Raw genomic sequence first — 17424 nt, 5'->3', positions numbered from 1 at the left:
GAATGGTTTGTAAGTAATATACATTATAACAAGACAACGATCAATTTTAAGGTATATAATACACAATGAACTCTAAAATTTAGAATAGGCCGAATAGATTGAGAGAGCAAGGGGGCAGTTCAGATGCCGGAGACGAACCCGGAAACGTTAACGATACTCTACACCAACGATATCCACAGCCATTTCGAAACGATGGGGCGCATCGCGGCGATGGTCCATGAGCTGCGGAACGAAGCGCCGGCTTCCACGCTCCTTCTCGACATCGGCGACCATATGGACCGGGCGGCGATCGAAACCGAGGGAACCTTGGGACAGGCCAATGTGGACGTGCTTAACCTGACGGGGTACGATGCCGTAACGATCGGCAATAATGAAGGGTTGACCTTCACGCCGGAACTGCTGGGCCAAGCTTACGCCGGCTTGCATAGCTCTGTAGTCTGCGGCAATATCGTGGAACTGCGGACTGGACAACCGCCGGCCTGGATGCACGGCCGTCTGGTCGTGCACAAGAACGGCTTCAAGATCGGGCTGGTGGCGGCGACGGCTGCTTTTGCCGATTTCTACGAGCTGCTGGGGCTGGAGTCCTTAAACCCGCTGGACACGATCACCCGGGATGTAGAGCAGTTGAGGGGCGAGGTGGATCTCATCCTCGTCATGTCGCATCTGGGCCTGCCGATGGATCGGCAGTTGGCGGAGGCGGTCCCCGGGATCGACTTGATTATCGGCGGCCATACGCACCATTTGCTGGAGGAGCCGTTGCGAATCGGGTCCACGCTGATTACGGCTGCGGGGAAATTCGGCAATTACCTGGGCAAGGTTGAGGTCCGTCGGGATCTCGCGACCGGCCGCTTGGCGATGGACGCCGTATGCCTCCCCGTCAGGGAGGGGCCGAAGGAGAAGCAGGTGGAGACGGCCATCGCCCTGCAGCGGGAAGCGGCCAAACTCCGGTTGAACCGTACGGTCGCCGTGACGGAGCGAGAGCTTCCGGTATCGTATCAAGCGGAATCGCCGTTTGGCAATCTGCTGGCGCAGGCAGTTCGCCGTCATACCGGCAGCGAATTTTCTCTGGTGAACAGCGGCCAGTTGCTGGCCGGACTGCCGGCCGGCGAAATCAGCGAGGGAATGCTGCACGAGCGTTGCCCTTCTCCGATCAATCCCTGCACGATGCAGGTGTCCGGTGAGGATATTCTGGCCAGCCTGGAGGAATCGCTGCTTGAAGAGAAGACGGGCAAACCCATTATGGGATTTGGCTTTCGCGGTAAGGTACTTGGCGGCATTTGTGTTGACGGCCTGGAGATTGATTATGACCCCGGTGCGCCGCCCTATAAGCGAATTGTCCGGGCAAGCGTGGCGGGCGAGCGGCTGCGGAGCGATCGAACCTATCTCGTTGGCACGCTGGATATGTTTACGTTTGGCGTCGGTTACGAACGCTTGAAGAGCGGAACGGAGAAGCGTTATATGCTTCCTGAATTTTTGCGCGACCTGCTCCGCCTCGAATTGCAAACCGCCGGTGCGGTGGAAACGTGTTTTCAATCCCGGTGGAAAAAAGTAGAATAACTATAGCGCAACGTCATACTCGATCAGGAGGAACAAATGAGTCTTATTGTCTCGATTATTTTAGCGATAGTGGAAGGGTTAACCGAGTTTATTCCGGTCTCATCGACGGGACACATGATCTTGACGGCGAAGCTTATGGGGTACGATGATCAGTCGCCGGAAATGAAAACCTTTGAAATCGTTATTCAGTTGGGCGCGATCCTGGCGATGGCCTGGGTTTACCGTGAGCGGATTGCAAATTTGCTTGGCCTGAGCAAAAAAGTAACCGTGGTCGACCGCAACGCGCCGAAGGGTCGGCTCAATTTGATCCATATTCTCTTGGGGATCGTTCCGGCGCTGGGCATCGGGTATTTCTTCCGCGATCATATCAAAAGCCTGTTCAGCTCCCAAACGGTGTTGTGGGCGCTGGTGGTCGGCGGCCTATTCATGATCTTTGCCGAATGGTACAACAAGAACAAAGCGACGATCACCGCGCCTGAAATGGATCAGCTTACCTATAGACAGGCGTTGCTGATCGGCTTATATCAGTGTATCTCCGTCTTGTGGCCCGGCTTCTCCCGGTCCGGTTCAACCATCGCCGGAGGAATGCTCAGCGGCACCAGCTACAAAGCGGCCGCCGATTTCTCGTTCCTTATCGCCATTCCGATTATGTGCGCGGTTTCGGGTTATGAGATGCTGGACTCTTACCGCTATTTGACCTCCGATACGATCGGGTACTTCCTGATCGGATTCGTGGTCGCTTTCGTGGTGGCTTATCTGGTCGTATTGGCCTTCTTAAAGCTGATTCAAAAGGTGAAGCTTCGCCATTTTGCGTATTATCGATTTATTTTAGCGGCATTGTTCTGGATCTTCATCATGCGTTGACCCGCTTCAAAGGCAAGTGGTGTTCTATACCGACCGCTGATTCCAGATACATATAGAAAACCTAAACAGAGACGGATGTGGAAGTCATGCGGTTAATCCCAGTCGCCTCGCTGCAGGCTGGAATGAAATTAGGGAAAAAGATTTATAATGAGGACGGGATTATCCTGTTGTCTGAAAATGCGGAGCTGTCGGATGCGATCATCCGCAGGCTGAAAACCCATGGGTTGGATTTTGTCTACGTGGCCGATCCCCGCACGGATGATTTGGTGATTCCCGAGATGATCGAAGAGGAGACGCAGCGCCGCGCACTTAGCGAGATTCGGACAAACTTCCGCAAGTGGGCCGCTCCCAATGTGAAGAATGTCGCCTATCCTTATCTGGGCAAAGCCTTCTCCGGCTTGATCGAATCGATATTGGACGACCTCAGTGCCCGGGATGACGCGATGATCATGATGATGAATATGAACAGCATGGATCATTATTTATACCGTCATTCCTTGAACGTCTGTGTGTATACGTTGCTGCTTGGTCAGCTTCACGGGTATACGAAAGACGAACTGACCGTATTGGGCCTGGGGGCACTGCTGCACGATATCGGCAAAACCAAGCTTCCTCTTGAACTGCTAACCAAGCCGTCCCGGCTGACGGACGAGGAGTTCGAGATGATCAAGCGGCATCCCGACCTTGGCTTTAAAATGCTGAAGGATGAGCCGGGGATCCCGTTGATCTCGGCGCATTGCGCCTACCAGCACCATGAGAAAATGGACGGCAGCGGGTATCCGCGCGGCATCCAGGGCAGCGAAATCCATGAATATGCCCGCTGGATCGCGATTACGGACGCTTATGATGCGATGACAACGCACCGGACGTACCGGCAAGCGATGCTCCCGCATCAAGCGCTGGAAGTGTTGTATACCGGCTGCGGCCATTGGTACGAGAAATCGAAGCTGGAGCTGTTCCGCGACCGGGTGGCGATCTACCCGATCGGGATGACCGTGAAGTTGAGCACGGGCGAAACCGGCGTCGTCTCGAAGATCCACGGTCATATGCCGCAGCGGCCGGTTGTACGGGTTCTGTTGGACCCGCGGGGGCAAGAGATTTCCTCGCCTTATGAAGTAGATTTGTCCGTCCAGCTGTCCATCGTGATCGCGGAAGTGGACGGAATAGAAATGGTGGTAGGTAGATGATGAGCAAGCAGACGAAAATGATAGATCGCCCCGAAAAGCCGATCAGCCCAAGTTATGATCCGTGGGATCCGATTCGGTCCCTTCGTGAATACGGACGCCATGCCTTAACCAGCGTCGAGCTGACGGTGACGAATCTGTGTAATATGCGGTGCGAACACTGCGCGGTAGGCGACAGCCTGGTGCTGAAAGAACCTGAGCAGCTTCCGTTGCCGTTGATCTTGAAGGCGCTCGATGAGGTCGAGCATTTGCAGACGATCAGCATCACCGGCGGCGAGCCGACATTCCGGCGCCAAACCGTAGAGGAGAAGATCCTTCCGCTGCTGAAATATGCCAAGGCGCGGGGAATTCGTTCGCAAATTAATTCCAATTTGACTTTGGACTACGAACGTTACGAGCAGCTGCTTCCTTATTTGGACGTCATGCATATCTCGTTCAACTATACCAGTGAAAGGGACTTCCATGAGATCGGCTTCGCCCGCAGCGGGCACCCGGTGAAGCCGGAGGTCGCCTATAAAATGTACGATACGATGATTGAAAATACACGCAGGCTCAGCGAGGCGGGCATGTTCATCTCCGCCGAATCGATGATCAATTATCGCACGCACCGGAAGCTTGCGGAGATTCACCGGATGATCCTAGAAATGGGCTGCAAGCGGCATGAGGTCCATCCGATGTACGCGGCCGATTTCGCCGAAGGACTGCCCGTGCTGGCGTTAAGCGAGATGCGGGCGGCGATTCATTCGCTGCTGGACGCACGGGATCCCGAGGTGTGGATGCTGTTTGGAACGCTGCCGTTCTTCGCTTGCAACGGGAGCGAGGAAGACCTGGAGCTGCTGCGCCGCTTGCGGAGAGAGCCGAACGTGACAGTCCGCAACGACCCTGACGGTCGGAACCGGGTCAATGTGAACATGTTCACCGGGGAGGTATACGTCACGGATTTTGCCGCCATCCCGGCCTTTGGCAACGTGCGGGAAGGACGGCTGGACGAAATTTTCGACCGCTGGCTGACGGAGCATCCTTTGAACCAGAAGGTCAATTGTTACTGCGATGCAGCCGGCTGCTGCGGCCCGAATCTGCTGGTTGCGGACATGTATTATCCTGATACGGATTTTAAATCGCGAAAAGCCAAAAACTTATGATCAGGAGCCCATTCAATGCAGAAATTCGACGTCAAATCTTGAATTCAGTCGGGCCTTCCGTCCATTTACATTGCTCGGTGCTCAAACCCCGACTCTAATTTTTATAGGAAAGAGGCGTATGACATGCCTGTGTCACCCGATGGTCATACCGAATTTGAAATCGGCAAGCTGATCTGGAATTTGATGATCGTCCTTATCCTCGTTTTTTTGAACGGGTTCTTTGTGGCTGCCGAGTTCTCCCTCGTCAAGGTACGCCAATCCCGGCTTACGCAGCTGGCTCGGGAGGGAAATCGGCGAGCGAATTATGCGCTGAAGGTCAATAAGCGGCTGGATACGTATTTGTCAGCAACGCAGCTTGGCATCACCCTCGCGTCACTGGGGCTCGGGTGGGTCGGGGAACCGGCGGTTTCCGAGCTGTTGATCGAACCGCTGATGCATCAGTTGGGCGCAACCGATCCAACGCTGATCTCCACGATATCGGTGGCGGTTGGCTTTGCGATCATTACTTTTCTACATATCGTGATGGGGGAACTTGCTCCGAAATCCCTGGCGATCCAGAAGTCGGAGGAGACTTCCCTGTGGCTGTCGTGGCCGTTGCTGATGTTCTACCGATTGTTCCTGCCGGTGATCTGGCTGCTCAATACGGCGGCGAACGGCGCGCTCCGGCTCATCGGCATCGAACCTGCGGGCGAAGGCGAAGCGGCTCATTCCGAGGAAGAGATCCGCATCCTGATGGATCAGAGCGCCAAGAGCGGTGTGATCGACAAGGATGAGATGAAGCTGGTGGACAATATCTTTGATTTCTCCGATATGCTGGCCAGGGAAGTGATGCTGCCGCGGACGGATATGGACTGCCTGTACACGAACCTGAGCTGGGAGGAGAACATGAAGATCGTGGCAAGCACGAAGCACTCCCGCTACCCGGTCGCCGTTGAAGACAAGGATCAGATTATCGGGTTCGTTCATCTGACAGACCTGCTGCTGCCCGATCCGGAGAAGCCGCTCCATTTGGCGGATATGGTTCGCCCGATTCTGAATGTGCCGGAATCGATGGAGATCAGCCAGGTGCTCCGTCTGATGCAGAAGAAGCATTCCCAGGTCACGCTGGTCGTCGATGAATACGGCGGAACGGCCGGCTTGTTAACCGCCGAGAAGATTCTCGAGGAGATCGTTGGCGATCTGCACGATGAATTTGAGGACGAACGCTCGGAAATCGAGAAGGTGACGGATGACGTCTATTCGGTCGACGGCCGCTTGTTGATCGAAGAGGTCAATGATCTTATCGGCAGCGAAATCGAAGACGAGGAAGTCGATTCGATCGGCGGCTGGTTGTTTAAGGAGCTGGAAGGAACCCCGGCCAAGGGGAAAAGAAAGCAGGTCGACCGCTTCCTGTTCGAGGTCGAGGAAGCCAGCCGCTTGCGCATCACGCGCGTCAAGGTCATCCGCCTCGTTATCGAGGAGCCGGATGAGGAGATCGAAGCGGAATAAAATAAACGGACAAGCTAGGTCCGTCTGCATAACGCCGCCCCGGGAACAGGGGACGGCGTTATTTTTTTGTGAAATTGTGCCGTCTCCGGTTCATTATTTGGGCGATTGTCATATGTTAGTGGTAGGATGCAGGGAAAAATTGGCGATTTCGCCTGCATGACCATGTTTTTAAGAAGGAGGAAGTTTCTTTTGAGCCATCCTCAGGAACGTGTGTGGACCCCGTTTATTGGCCCGTTCGACCCTTGTCCGCCGATTACGCACAAAACCTACAGCACCCCTCCGCAGCTGTTTATCCACTTTCAGCCCCCGAATTTACCGCAGTTTAGTCCGATGGACGCCCTAAGACACGGCACGTTATGGCCAGCTTTGTACAGTCCTTATGAATCCAAATGGGGAAAAGGACGGTGATCCCATGACGACAAATCCCAACAAGCAACCGTTCGATCAGCAGTATTACGAGATGCTTGAGAAGCTGCAGGCGCTTGACTTTGTGCTGGTAGAGCTGAATTTGTACCTCGATACGCATCCGGATGATCTGGCGGCGATTCAGCAGTTCAATCAGCTGACCCAGGAACGGACGCAGCTGGCGAACCATTTTCAGCAGCTTTACGGCCCGTTGCAGAATTTTGGTCGAGCTTATTCGAAATTCCCGTGGGAGTGGTCGCAAAGCCCATGGCCTTGGCAGGTATAGTTCATGCCTGCCTTCAATCCGTGAGGGGAAGTTAAAGGAGGTTAAACAGGCGATATGTGGGTGTATGAGAAGAAGCTGCAATACCCGGTACGCGTCAGCAAATGCGATCCGCGGATGGCCAAATTGCTGATTGAGCAATATGGCGGTGCGGACGGGGAGCTGGCGGCGGCGCTGCGTTATCTGAATCAGAGATACACGATTCCCGACAAGGTGATCGGGCTCTTGAACGACATCGGGACGGAGGAGTTCGCCCATCTCGAGATGATTGCAACGATGGTCTACAAACTCACAAAGGACGCGACGCCGGAGATGCTGAAGGCGGCCGGAATGGACCCTTATTATGTGAACCACGATAAGGCGCTCTTCTACGAGAACGCGTCAGGGGTGCCTTGGACGGCGGCGTACATCCAGGCCAAAGGCGATCCGATCGCCGATCTGTATGAAGACATCGCGGCCGAGGAGAAGGCGCGGGCTACATACCAGTGGCTCATCGACATGACCGACGACGTCGATATCCAGGACAGTCTGAAGTTCCTGCGGGAGCGCGAAATCGTGCACAGCTTGCGGTTCCGCGAAGCGGTGGAAATCCTGAAAGAGGATCGGGAACAAAAGAAGTTCTTCTAATTGTTGAAATGAACTCATTCTGTCGTTGAAGGTGATAAGGAATGGCCAAAAATAAACGTGGCAAATCGCTCTGGCATCTGCCGTCACGCAGCCGCGGAACGTGTCCGGTGTGCGGAAGCACACGAATCAAGCTGTTATATGTCAAGAACACCAGTTCAGGGCAACAGCTAAAAGTATGCAAGAAGTGCTCGAACGCCTCGCAGGCTAGAATTGATGCAGCAGGCCAGCAGGCGGGTTAAGTGTTGGAAAATCAGGTGAAAAAAACAGGAGAGAAACGGTGATTTTCCGCTTCTCTCCTGTTTTTACGTTACTGTTGTTGGCGTTCATTTGTCTCGATTTGACGGAGGATTTTCGTCAACGAGGGAAACGCCTCCTATCAGATAATTCCTAATGCCCATGGTTGGCCCTCCATTCATCTGGACAGACGCAATCTTAAAATTTATAGTACCAAAAAATCGCCATTTCATTTGCTGTAGGAAAGTTTGAGTAAAGCATAGTATCAACGGCACCGATTACAAATTGATTTTTGGCATAAAAATGACAAGCTGAAACATTTATATCTTGGGTTTCAAGCATAAGACCACAATAGTTATTCTCCTTTGCCCACTCCATAGCTTTATTTAATAATGCTGTTCCTACCCCCTTTTTTCTATATTCTTTTGTAACAGCAATGTCCTCAATTAATGCATATCCATTCCAATTGGAACGAATCTTTATTCGACCGACACAATTGTTCTCAATGTATTTAAAAAAAACGATTTTATCTTCTTCTTCAATGTAACTAATGTCAATTTCATCATCTTCGTATTTCTTAAAATAAGGTTCAGGAAACATTTCCACTGTGTAATTCCAAACATTGTTTTTAAATGTAGGTACGATTCTCCCTGAAACAACGAAACTTTCATTTAGTTTACTAAAATCCTTCATATTAGCTGGATTCATTTTAATGATCATATCAATCTCTCCATTGTTTCGTGCTTTCCTCAATCGGGCTGCAGAGGCACTTGTGGGATTAACTCAAATTTTAAAATGAGCCATTTGATCCGTGAGCTCCTGAACGAGACGGCTCAGGTGGCTAGCTGCGGCCGCGATTTCCTGCATCGTGGCCAATTGCTCTTCGGTGGCGGCCGCCACCTGCGCAGCTTCGTCCGTCGAAGTCAACGTGATGCCCGACACGAGGCGGACCGCTTCCGCGACGCGGGCGGCCCCTTCAGCCATTTCCTGAACCTCGGCCGAAACTTCCTGCGCCCGGTTCCCCACCTCGCTCATTTCCTTCATAATCGATGCGAACAACTGTCCGCTCTCCGTCACGCTTCCGAGGCCTTTATCCACCTCGACCGCCGTGTTGCCGATCAGTCGTACGGCCTGCTCGGTGTCCGCGGCAATCTCCGCGATGCCGGCTTGCACCTGGTCTACCGCATGCTTCGTTTGCTCCGCCAGCTTGCGGATTTCCGATGCAACAACGGCAAATCCCTTGCCCTGTTCGCCGGCCCGGGCCGCCTCGACGGAAGCGTTCAGCGCCAAAATATTGGTTTGATTGGAAATGCCGGAGATCAGTCCGATCAGTTTTCCGATCTCCCCGGACCGCTCGCTAAGCCGAAGGATCGCTTCGTTCGATTCGTTCATGGACTCGGAGATCGCGTTCATCTGACCGACTGCCTGCCGCACGACCCGATCCCCTTGCCGGGTCTGCCCGATGACCTCATCGGCCGATCCGGACACCGCTTCGGACGAGGCGGCCACGCGCCGGACGCTTTCGGCCATTTCCCGCATCATCTCGGCGGCTTTTTCCGCTTCGGCATTCTGCTTCTTCAGACCGTCCGCCACATTTTCCACGGAGGCGGAAATCGATTGTGCGGCCAGCGATGTTTGCCCGGCGCTAGCCGTCAATTCCTCCGAAGTGGCGCTGACGGTAAGGGCGATGTCGGAGGTATGCCGCAGCATTCCCCGTAAACTTGCCGCAGTTTCATTCAGATGTTCCGTCATCTTCCCGAATTCGTCCTTCGACCGGACCGGCGCGGAGCGGGTTAGATCGCCGTCCGCCATAAACCGCAAGGAGGAGACCATTCGGCCGATATTGTTGATGACGATCATGCGCGCCAACACCCAGACGCCAAGGCCGAGAAGGAGCAGGGCGGCGAGCCCGATCACCAGGGATTGGTTGCGGTTTTGCGTATATGTTTTGAAAATCTCGCTTTTCGGAATAACCGTCTGTACGTACCATACCTCATCGTCGACAATCGGGATCGGCTTAAACGCGCGAACGACAGCTTCTCCGCCGGAATCCGCGCTTTCGTGGGACAGCTTGCCCTGTTGCACTTCTTCAAACACCCGCCGATGGCTATCGTCAGCGAGAAAGGAATGGCCGATCTCCTCGGGATTCTCGCCGTTAGCTATGTATAAACCGCCTTGGGACAGCAGGGAGACGTTGCCGCCGAGCGGATGCTCTTTCTCTGCGGACTGCTGAAAGGTATCCAGGAGGAACGCACTGCCGATGACCCCGAGAAATTGCTCGTTCTGATCCAAGATCGGGAGCAAAATCATGGTCAACAGTTCCGACTCCCCGTTATCGGTCGAAGCATTGTAAGGTTCCATTACGATCGCCCGTTTCTTCGCTTTGGCCTGTTCGTAGGCGGTGAAGGTATCCAGGCCGCCAAACGGCACCGGCATGATTTGGCCGTTGTCGAAGCGGATGGCCAAGGTCGCCAGCCGGCCTCCATTCTCGGCAAAGAGCGGATCCTTGGCATAATCGGCGTCCCGTCCGTATGCATCCGGCTCCCAAACCGTAAACATCGAGCTGGCGGAAGCGTTGTCGTTCAGCAGGTTCGCGAGATTGCGGATCAACCGCCCGCGATCCAGGTCTCCCTGCGAAAGCTCATCGAGAAAGATGGAGCGCAGCGAGTCCAGCGAGGCCACCGTTTTCTGAACCAGTTTGGCGTTTGCATCGGCATAGGTTTGTCCGGTACTCTCGGCCTCCAGCATCCCCCGATCGAGGCTTATTTTCTCGAGCACCTTCAGGTTCCAGCCGATCAGAACCGAGAAGGCGGCCACCAGGATAACGGAAGACAAGGCGATGAATTTGACGATGACTTTCAGATCTCTAAACCATTTTATCATTTGATTTCCTCCACGTTCGAATTGGCCTGCTGCAACGATCGGCTGCGGCCGGGTTCATAGATTTTCGATACTTCGATCAACCGAATTTCAAAAGGCTCCAGCACGGCGTGAATCGTCAGCCCTTCCGAGCAGGAGATCCGCTCCTTCTCGATCTTCGGAATCGATATCCGCCGAAGGTATTCGATGTCGTCGCGGGAGAGTTCTTCCGTTTGCCCAAGATTCAACGCGTTGTCGTAGGCGCTGCCGTAAGTGCGGTTCACAACGGAATGTTTGATTTCGAAATCGCCGGCCAGCGGAGAGAGCTCCAGCCGGAATTCGCGATTCGTTTTGTTCGGGAAATGCGCGTAACGTTCCTTGTGCGAGATGCTGATCGAGATCCCGTTCGCGTAAATATCGTCGTAATGATGATAGTTGTATAGGAGTATCTGGTAACGGTCCGCCTGTTTCGTTACGAAGTATCCGTCTCCCCGCTCCACAAGGAAATCCCCCAGTTTATTCAAAAAGCAAAAGGCGTGGTAAGCGGGTTTCTTGATGTTGTTGAAAGTAAACAATCCGAGGCCGCCATGAAACACTTGGCGGGGCAGCCGGTTCTCTTCGTGCAGATCGGTCAGGAGCCAGTAACCGAACGAGTCCAAACGGTCGTAATTTTCCGCAATATTCTTGATCACGTAAGAAGACTTGAAACAGGTGTCGCTCATCAAATCTTTGTGCGAAACCGTCGAATTCCATTCGGTCATATACACCGGCAAATCAGCCAATTTGGCTTCCCGCAGCCGATCCTGGAGCCGATCGATAAACTGCTTGAACGAATCGGTGACCGGACTCAGATTGAGCTGCTTGTCCATGCTGAGATGATTGTCATGGGAGATCAGATCAATGTCGTAATAATGAACCGTGATAAAATCAGGCAGGCAGCCGCTGCTTTGACTGAATGCAAGGAACGAAAACAGCCAATCCTCGCTTTTGTTATAGGTCGAGAAAGCGGCCGGGCCGCCGAAAGGGAGCGCGGGATCGATGTTTTTTACCGTCTCGTACGTGTTTTGGTACAGCGAGAAGAACGTTTCGTCCTGCTTGAAGCCAAACAGCAGGTTGGACGAGCTGGGTTCGTTCCATACGCAGAACAGCCAGCTGCGCACCTCTTCCGTGCCGTATCGGCCGATCAGGTGCAGCGTTAACGCCTCGACCAGCCGGTTCCATTTCTCCATGTCTTTGGGCGGGCTGGTGTTCATATTGGCGTAGAAAACAGTTTTCGACAAGTCGCTCGCCAGCTTCGCCGGCATGAACGAAAATTGCACAAGCGGCTTCAGGCCGACCGAAAGCAGGAAATCGAACGCTTTATCGATCAGCCGGAAATTGAACAGAGGTTTTCCTTCCGCATCCTCGTCGTAAACCATAAGATCGTCGTCCAGCAAGCCGTGCATCTTGATGTATTTAAATCCGATTTCCCGCTGCGCGGTACGCAGCGCTTCCTGAACATCGGCATAGAGAACTTCTTTGACGCGGCTGACCCCGATGAAATTCTTGAAATGATGGTTCAGCCGGTCGGCCGGGCCCGACAAGTCGATTTGAATCGTTGAAGTGAGACTGCGCAAAATTCTCTCCCGCGGAGCATAGACGGAAGGCTCCCCCAGATTGGATTCGATAAACCGGGAGATCTCCTCGTGATAGGAATGCGGCTCATCCTGATAGTAGTTGACCGACTTTTCCTTCGTCGCCTCGATGCTGCCCGATACCTCTTCCGCATGTTTCTTGCGCCACACGCTGGGAAGCTCCCCGTATTTCTCGCTGAAAGCCGTCACGAACGAACGCACGTTGGGGAAGCCGTTTTTGGCGGCGATTTTGTCGATCGTCAGCGATTCGTTCAGCAAATCGTTCACTGCGTAATGCAGGCGGAGGTCCTTTAGATATTCGCTGAAGGACAGGCCCAATTTCTTCTTGAAATATTTGGACAGGTAAGGTACGGACAGGAACTCCTGCTTCGCCACCTCCTGAAGGGAAATCGGTTCCCCGTAATGGCTGTTGACGTAGTCGAGAATCCGCCGCAGCCGGTCCAGACCTTCCTTCGGCTGCAGGGCCGCTTCCGGTTCGTCGCTGCTGAAATGGGCACAGAGTTCGTAGATCAATTCATACACGAGAGAGGCGTTCTTGAGATCAACGAACTCGGAAGCATTGATGTTGTGCTGCAAGATTTGGGCGACGATCCGTTTGATATTTTTGAAGGCTTCGGGGTCATTTGTGTTGGCGGTGTTGCAGTCGAAGTACATTTTTTTGATATCGACGACAACTTCCTTCAACAGCTCAAGCTTGATCTGCAGGGCGACCATGGTGGCGTCTTCGGAGTGCAGCTCATGTACCTCGTTGGAATTGATGAGAATGAGGTCACCCGCGCCCAATCGATAAGCAGCGTTGCCCACATTAATGTCGACCTGGCCTTTCATGGCCACGATCAGCTCCAAGGATTGATGCCAATGGCGGCTGACGTTGCCGATCCGGTGCAGGAAAAATTTGATGGGCAGTTTCTTGGGAAAGTTGATGATTTCATGACGGAACTCCAAGGTCAAGCACTCCTTGATGGGTGTTTTTTTAATTTATTGCTTTTTCCAGAGTGTACTAAATATTAATGTAATCCACAATACTAAAGAGTGAAATGTTGGAAAATCAATGTTTAGGTTAAAATTTTGCTCTACTCAGGTTAAAAACTATAGTTATTATTTGTCCTTCTCTATGCTAAAATGATTTGTCCCGAATTCGCGAAGGGGCACGGGCCGCAACGAGATGAACGTGATTTGACGCCGTGTTTTTTTGTTTTTCACGGCTTGTTCCAAGGTGGATTATTTAACTTTTTGCTTTGATTCAGAAGGTTTGGCGCAGAAGATTGGTTAAATATTTGCCCTAATGAAGATAAATGGATCAGTTATAGCCCATCCTTGAATCATGTTACACTGGGGCTGCGGGAAGAAAGCGATATCAAGGAATAGAGGTTGACTTTTTTAACATGGACTTTTGAACACGCACTTAAAGGAAGGTAAACATGGACAAACCCGTTTATTTAGAAACCAGAAACATCGTGAAGAGATTTAATGAGGTCGTTGCCGTGAATCGGGTCAGCATGAAAATTTATCGCGGCGAAATCCGCGGGCTGATCGGTGAGAACGGCTCGGGAAAATCAACCATCTCCGCCATGATCAGCGGTCTGCTTCCGAAGACGGAGGGGGACATTTATGTCGAAGGGGAGCCGTATGCTCCCAGAAACCCGCTGGATGCCCGGGCCAGAAAGATCTCCATGATCGTGCAGGAGACCGGAACCATCGGCCCGTTGTCGATTGCGGAAAATATTTTTCTGGGAGACGAGAGCCGGTTCGTCCGGAACGGGTTCGTCGATCGCAAGCGGATGCGTCAGGAGGCGGAGAAAGCGCTCGCGCTTGTCGAATTCGGCGAGGTGGACGTCTCGCAGCCGGCATCAACGCTAAGCTTCGAGCAGCGGAAGCTGGTCGAGATCGCCAGAGCCTTGTATCACGACCCGGAGTTGTTCATTGTTGACGAGACGACAACCGCATTGTCGCATGACGGGAGACTGCTGATCCATCGCTTGATGCGCAAGCTGCGCGATCGGAATAAGGCGGTTCTGTTCATCTCTCATGATCTTCCCGAGCTGATGGAGGTTTGCGATGCGCTGACCGTGATGCGGGACGGCGATTTGATCACGACGATCGATCGGTCCGATTTCGAGGAAAACCATATCAAACAGTCGATGGTCGGCCGGGTGATTGAAGGAAACTACTATCGAAGCGATACCGATTCCTCGCGCGGGGAGCAGGTGATGGTTCGCATGAACGGCGTCCATACCGACACGCTTCATGATATCAGTCTCGAGCTGTACCAAGGGGAAATCTTAGGTGTCGGCGGTTTATCAGGTAGCGGGATGCACGAGGTGGGCAAGGTGATCTTCGGCGAGATGAAGCCGGAGCAGGGGGAAGTCAACGTCTATGGGGAGAACGATGACGGGATCTTTCTGCCGCATGCGGTGAGAGACGTACAAACGGCGATCGCCCATCGGGTTGGTTACGTATCCAAGGATCGGGACCGGGAAACGCTGATCATGGAAGCTTCGATCAAGGAGAATCTCGTGCTCTCGGCCCTCGGCAAGCTGACCCGGTTCGGTCTTGTCTTGCCCGGAGCGGAGAAGAAATTCGCCCGGAAGCAAATCGAGGAATTGAACATCAAGGCAAGCGGAATGAATCAACGGGTCGGGGAATTGTCGGGAGGGAATAAGCAGAAGGTTTCCTTTGGAAAATGGATCGGAAACGATTCTAAAATCTTGATCCTCGACAGTCCAACCCGCGGCGTCGATGTCGGCGTGAAGACGACGATGTACCAGCTGCTCTATACGCTCAAACAGCAGGGATACGCCATTTTGATCATTTCGGAGGAACTCCCGGAATTGATCGGAATGAGCGACCGGATTCTGATCATGAAAGACGGAAAGATCAACAAGGAATTCCGGCGCGAAGAAAATTTGAGCGAATCCATGCTGATCGACTACATGATTTAGGCAAGGCGGTGAGAAAGAAATGAAATCATTTATTAGGAACCATCAGAGCGCGCTGATCCAATATGCAGGGCTGGTGCTGGTGCTGCTGGTGTTCGCGTTGATGACGGACGGAGCCTTGTTGTCCGAATTCAACCTGCGCACGATCCTTAAGCAGCTCGTCATTTTGTTCACGATATCGGTCGGCATCATCTTCATTTTCTCGCATGGCGGAATGGACGTTTCGGTAGGGGCAGTTCTCGCGTTAAGCTCGATGGCCGCCATTTACACGATGAATGCGGGAGCCCCATTGGCGGTTGGAATTCTTGTGGCGATCTTGGTCTCCGTCGTCTGTTATGGGCTGAATGTGCTGATCGCCAACCAATTCGGTCTGATGGCCGCCATCGCTTCGCTTGCGGTGATGATCGCAGGCAGGGGGATCGTGACTTATCAGGTGTCGACCTCGGTGACCAAAGTTGCTTTGGCCGACGCCGGCCCCTTAAGAGAGTTGGGGAGGAATGTGCCGCTGCTCGTTGCGATTATGGTGCTGGTGGGGGCGGTCGGCTATGTGCTGTTTCACTTGACGCCTGTCGGCAAACAAAACAAAGCGATCGGCGATAATCCGCTGGCTGCTTCGCAGAGCGGCGTGCGGGTGAAGCGGATCAAGGTGATCGCCTATCTGTTCGCGGGCGTTCTGGTCGGGCTCGCCTCGGTTCTCTCCTTGTCCCGCTCGGCGGTTATCAGCGAGAATACGGGGATGGGCCTGGAGATGGACGTCATCGTCGCGCTCATTCTCGGGGGAATGGCGTTAAACGGAGGGAGCCGTTCCCGAATGAGTTCCGCGTTTGTCGGCAGCATTACGTTGGTGCTGTTGAATAACGGTTTGGTTATGGTGGGCGTGCCGCCCGAAGTAGTTTCACTGGTTAAGGGGATGATTTTCCTCATCGTTGTGTTTTTGCTTCTGCGGAGGCCCGCCGGCGAGGTTATGCCCAGATAAACCAATCCAAATAAAGAAAAGGGGTAAAATCGATGAATTACAAAAAGTGGGGATTTGCATTGATCGCCATGATGCTGCTGGTCGGCGTCGTTCTGTCCGGCTGCGGAGGGAAGGGCAATGGAGCGAACGGCAACGGAGCCAAGGGGAATGAGGGCGGAAGCCAAAAGGAATATACCATCGGAATCATGCTGTACAATTATACGGATTTCCAAGGCCAGCAGATTAAAGCCTATTGCACCTATCTGGAGAACCACTTCAATGTCAAATTTAATTATGCCACAGTGGGAACCAGCGAAGAAGGGCATATCAGCGGCCTGGAGAACCTGCTCGCTTCGGGGGTCGATGCTGTGATCAGCGGCTATGACACCGCCCTGGAGCAGAGCGTCAGCCTCGCCGAAGAAGCCGGTGTATATTATGCGGTTGCGCTTGCCGAGGTTGATGAACAGGTATCCAGCGATTATTTTGTGGGCGGCATCAAGCAATTCGGCGAGAACCCGGAGGAGCTTGGGGCCAAGTATGCGGAACGGGCTTACGCTGCCGGCGCGAAACATATCGGGATCACGTCGTTCCTGGAATTCGCCTTCGTTGATGCTCCTGCCATTATCAAGGGATTTAACGATAAGATGAAAGAACTCGATCCCCAGGGAGAGGTAACAGTTTACCCGACCGAATTCCACTCGTTTGCTCCGGAAAATGCGGTGGATGCCGTTACCAAGGTGATATCCGATCACCCCGAGGTGGATGCGATTTTCGGGATGGGTTCCGGCATGGATTACGTATATCCGGCGATCCTGAACAGCACCAAGCCGGGGACGCCGCTGTTGGCGCTTGGCTATAACGACACGACGGAAGAGGGGCTGGAAAGCGGCAAAGTCCTGATGGCCGGGACGAACAACTACGGTCAGGTCATCGCCAATGCGTTCGCGCAAATTTACGATCGGCTGAACGGCAAAACCTACGCCGATTGGAAACCGAACGGTTACGTCAATTATGTAACCTTGACGTCGATCGAAGAGGCCCAAGACTTCAAAAACTATATCATTCCGGAGGATAAAGCAAACGGTCCGGTGACCGCCGACGAGCTGAAGAACGTCATGTTGACGTACAACGACGAAGCCACTTGGGCTTCGCTGCAGGAGCTGACGAGCCGGACGCTGGCCGAGATTAAGGCAGCCAGAAATTAAACCATGCTTGCTTGGGGAAGAAGTCTGACGGGCAAGCGGATAATGGAG

General features: G+C 53.2%; 14 protein-coding genes. 11 read left to right on the top strand and 3 right to left on the bottom strand.

The genetic code is table 11. The annotated features are described in order from the left end of the window. Positions 1-123 precede the first annotated feature (123 nt). The 8 genes from BN3795_RS20700 to BN3795_RS20670 all read left to right on the top strand — a co-directional run bounded on the left by BN3795_RS20700 (position 124) and on the right by BN3795_RS20670 (position 7550). The gene (locus BN3795_RS20700; RefSeq protein ID WP_068786597.1) at positions 124-1557 is read left to right on the top strand and encodes a bifunctional metallophosphatase/5'-nucleotidase; all 1434 of its coding nucleotides are present in this window, start codon (positions 124-126) and stop codon (positions 1555-1557) included. Between the two features lie 36 nt (positions 1558-1593). Beyond that, entirely contained in the window at positions 1594-2421 is an 828-nt protein-coding gene (locus BN3795_RS20695; RefSeq protein WP_068786596.1) for an undecaprenyl-diphosphate phosphatase, read from the top strand. A gap of 86 nt (positions 2422-2507) precedes the next feature. Beyond that, positions 2508-3608: an HD-GYP domain-containing protein gene (locus BN3795_RS20690; RefSeq protein WP_068786595.1), complete on the top strand. Its 1101-nt coding sequence runs from the start codon at positions 2508-2510 to the stop codon at positions 3606-3608. Continuing rightward, entirely contained in the window at positions 3608-4747 is a 1140-nt protein-coding gene (gene yfkAB / locus BN3795_RS20685; RefSeq protein WP_068786705.1) for a radical SAM/CxCxxxxC motif protein YfkAB, read from the top strand. The genes BN3795_RS20690 and yfkAB overlap by 1 nt, the downstream gene beginning before the upstream one ends. Positions 4748-4870: 123 nt before the next feature. Further along, a complete protein-coding gene (locus tag BN3795_RS20680) occupies positions 4871-6235 on the top strand; it encodes a hemolysin family protein (RefSeq protein WP_068786594.1) in 1365 nt (454 codons plus the stop codon). A 189-nt stretch (positions 6236-6424) separates the two neighbouring features. Next, on the top strand, positions 6425-6643 hold the full coding sequence (locus tag BN3795_RS25185) for a spore coat associated protein CotJA (RefSeq protein WP_408635057.1): 219 nt from the start codon (positions 6425-6427) through the stop codon (positions 6641-6643). A gap of 4 nt (positions 6644-6647) precedes the next feature. Then, positions 6648-6926, top strand: a complete 279-nt coding sequence (locus tag BN3795_RS20675) for a spore coat protein CotJB (protein ID WP_068786593.1) — start codon at positions 6648-6650, stop codon at positions 6924-6926. Between the two features lie 54 nt (positions 6927-6980). Beyond that, the gene (locus BN3795_RS20670; RefSeq protein ID WP_068786592.1) at positions 6981-7550 is read left to right on the top strand and encodes a manganese catalase family protein; all 570 of its coding nucleotides are present in this window, start codon (positions 6981-6983) and stop codon (positions 7548-7550) included. Positions 7551-7982: 432 nt separating this feature from the next. On the opposite strand, the gene satA is transcribed toward BN3795_RS20670, so the two are convergent. From satA to BN3795_RS20655, 3 genes are all read right to left on the bottom strand, one after another. Next, a complete protein-coding gene (satA, locus tag BN3795_RS20665; protein ID WP_068786591.1) occupies positions 7983-8504 on the bottom strand; it encodes a streptothricin N-acetyltransferase SatA in 522 nt (173 codons plus the stop codon). A gap of 63 nt (positions 8505-8567) precedes the next feature. Next, entirely contained in the window at positions 8568-10667 is a 2100-nt protein-coding gene (locus BN3795_RS20660) for a methyl-accepting chemotaxis protein (protein WP_068786590.1), read from the bottom strand. Next, complete coding sequence (locus BN3795_RS20655) at positions 10664-13222, bottom strand: GH39 family glycosyl hydrolase (RefSeq protein WP_068786589.1); 2559 nt, start codon at positions 13220-13222, stop codon at positions 10664-10666. The genes BN3795_RS20660 and BN3795_RS20655 overlap by 4 nt, the downstream gene beginning before the upstream one ends. Before the next feature lie 476 nt (positions 13223-13698). On the opposite strand from BN3795_RS20655, the gene BN3795_RS20650 reads away from it, so the two are divergent. From BN3795_RS20650 to BN3795_RS20640, 3 genes are read left to right on the top strand one after another with little or no spacing between them, the layout of a single operon-like run. Beyond that, positions 13699-15219 (top strand): sugar ABC transporter ATP-binding protein, encoded by a 1521-nt coding sequence (locus BN3795_RS20650; protein ID WP_068786588.1) that lies wholly within the window; start codon positions 13699-13701, stop codon positions 15217-15219. Between the two features lie 19 nt (positions 15220-15238). Continuing rightward, the gene (locus tag BN3795_RS20645; RefSeq protein ID WP_059046195.1) at positions 15239-16192 is read left to right on the top strand and encodes an ABC transporter permease; all 954 of its coding nucleotides are present in this window, start codon (positions 15239-15241) and stop codon (positions 16190-16192) included. 32 nt (positions 16193-16224) lie between these two features. Beyond that, positions 16225-17376, top strand: a complete 1152-nt coding sequence (locus BN3795_RS20640) for a sugar ABC transporter substrate-binding protein (protein WP_059046194.1) — start codon at positions 16225-16227, stop codon at positions 17374-17376. The last annotated feature ends 48 nt before the right edge of the window (positions 17377-17424 follow it).

Origin of the sequence: Paenibacillus phocaeensis, assembly GCF_900021165.1 — a bacterium.
GTDB lineage: Bacteria > Bacillota > Bacilli > Paenibacillales > Paenibacillaceae > Fontibacillus > Fontibacillus phocaensis.
The sequence above is the reverse complement of the archived record's forward strand: the minus strand, read 5'-3'. Positions and strand labels throughout refer to the sequence as shown.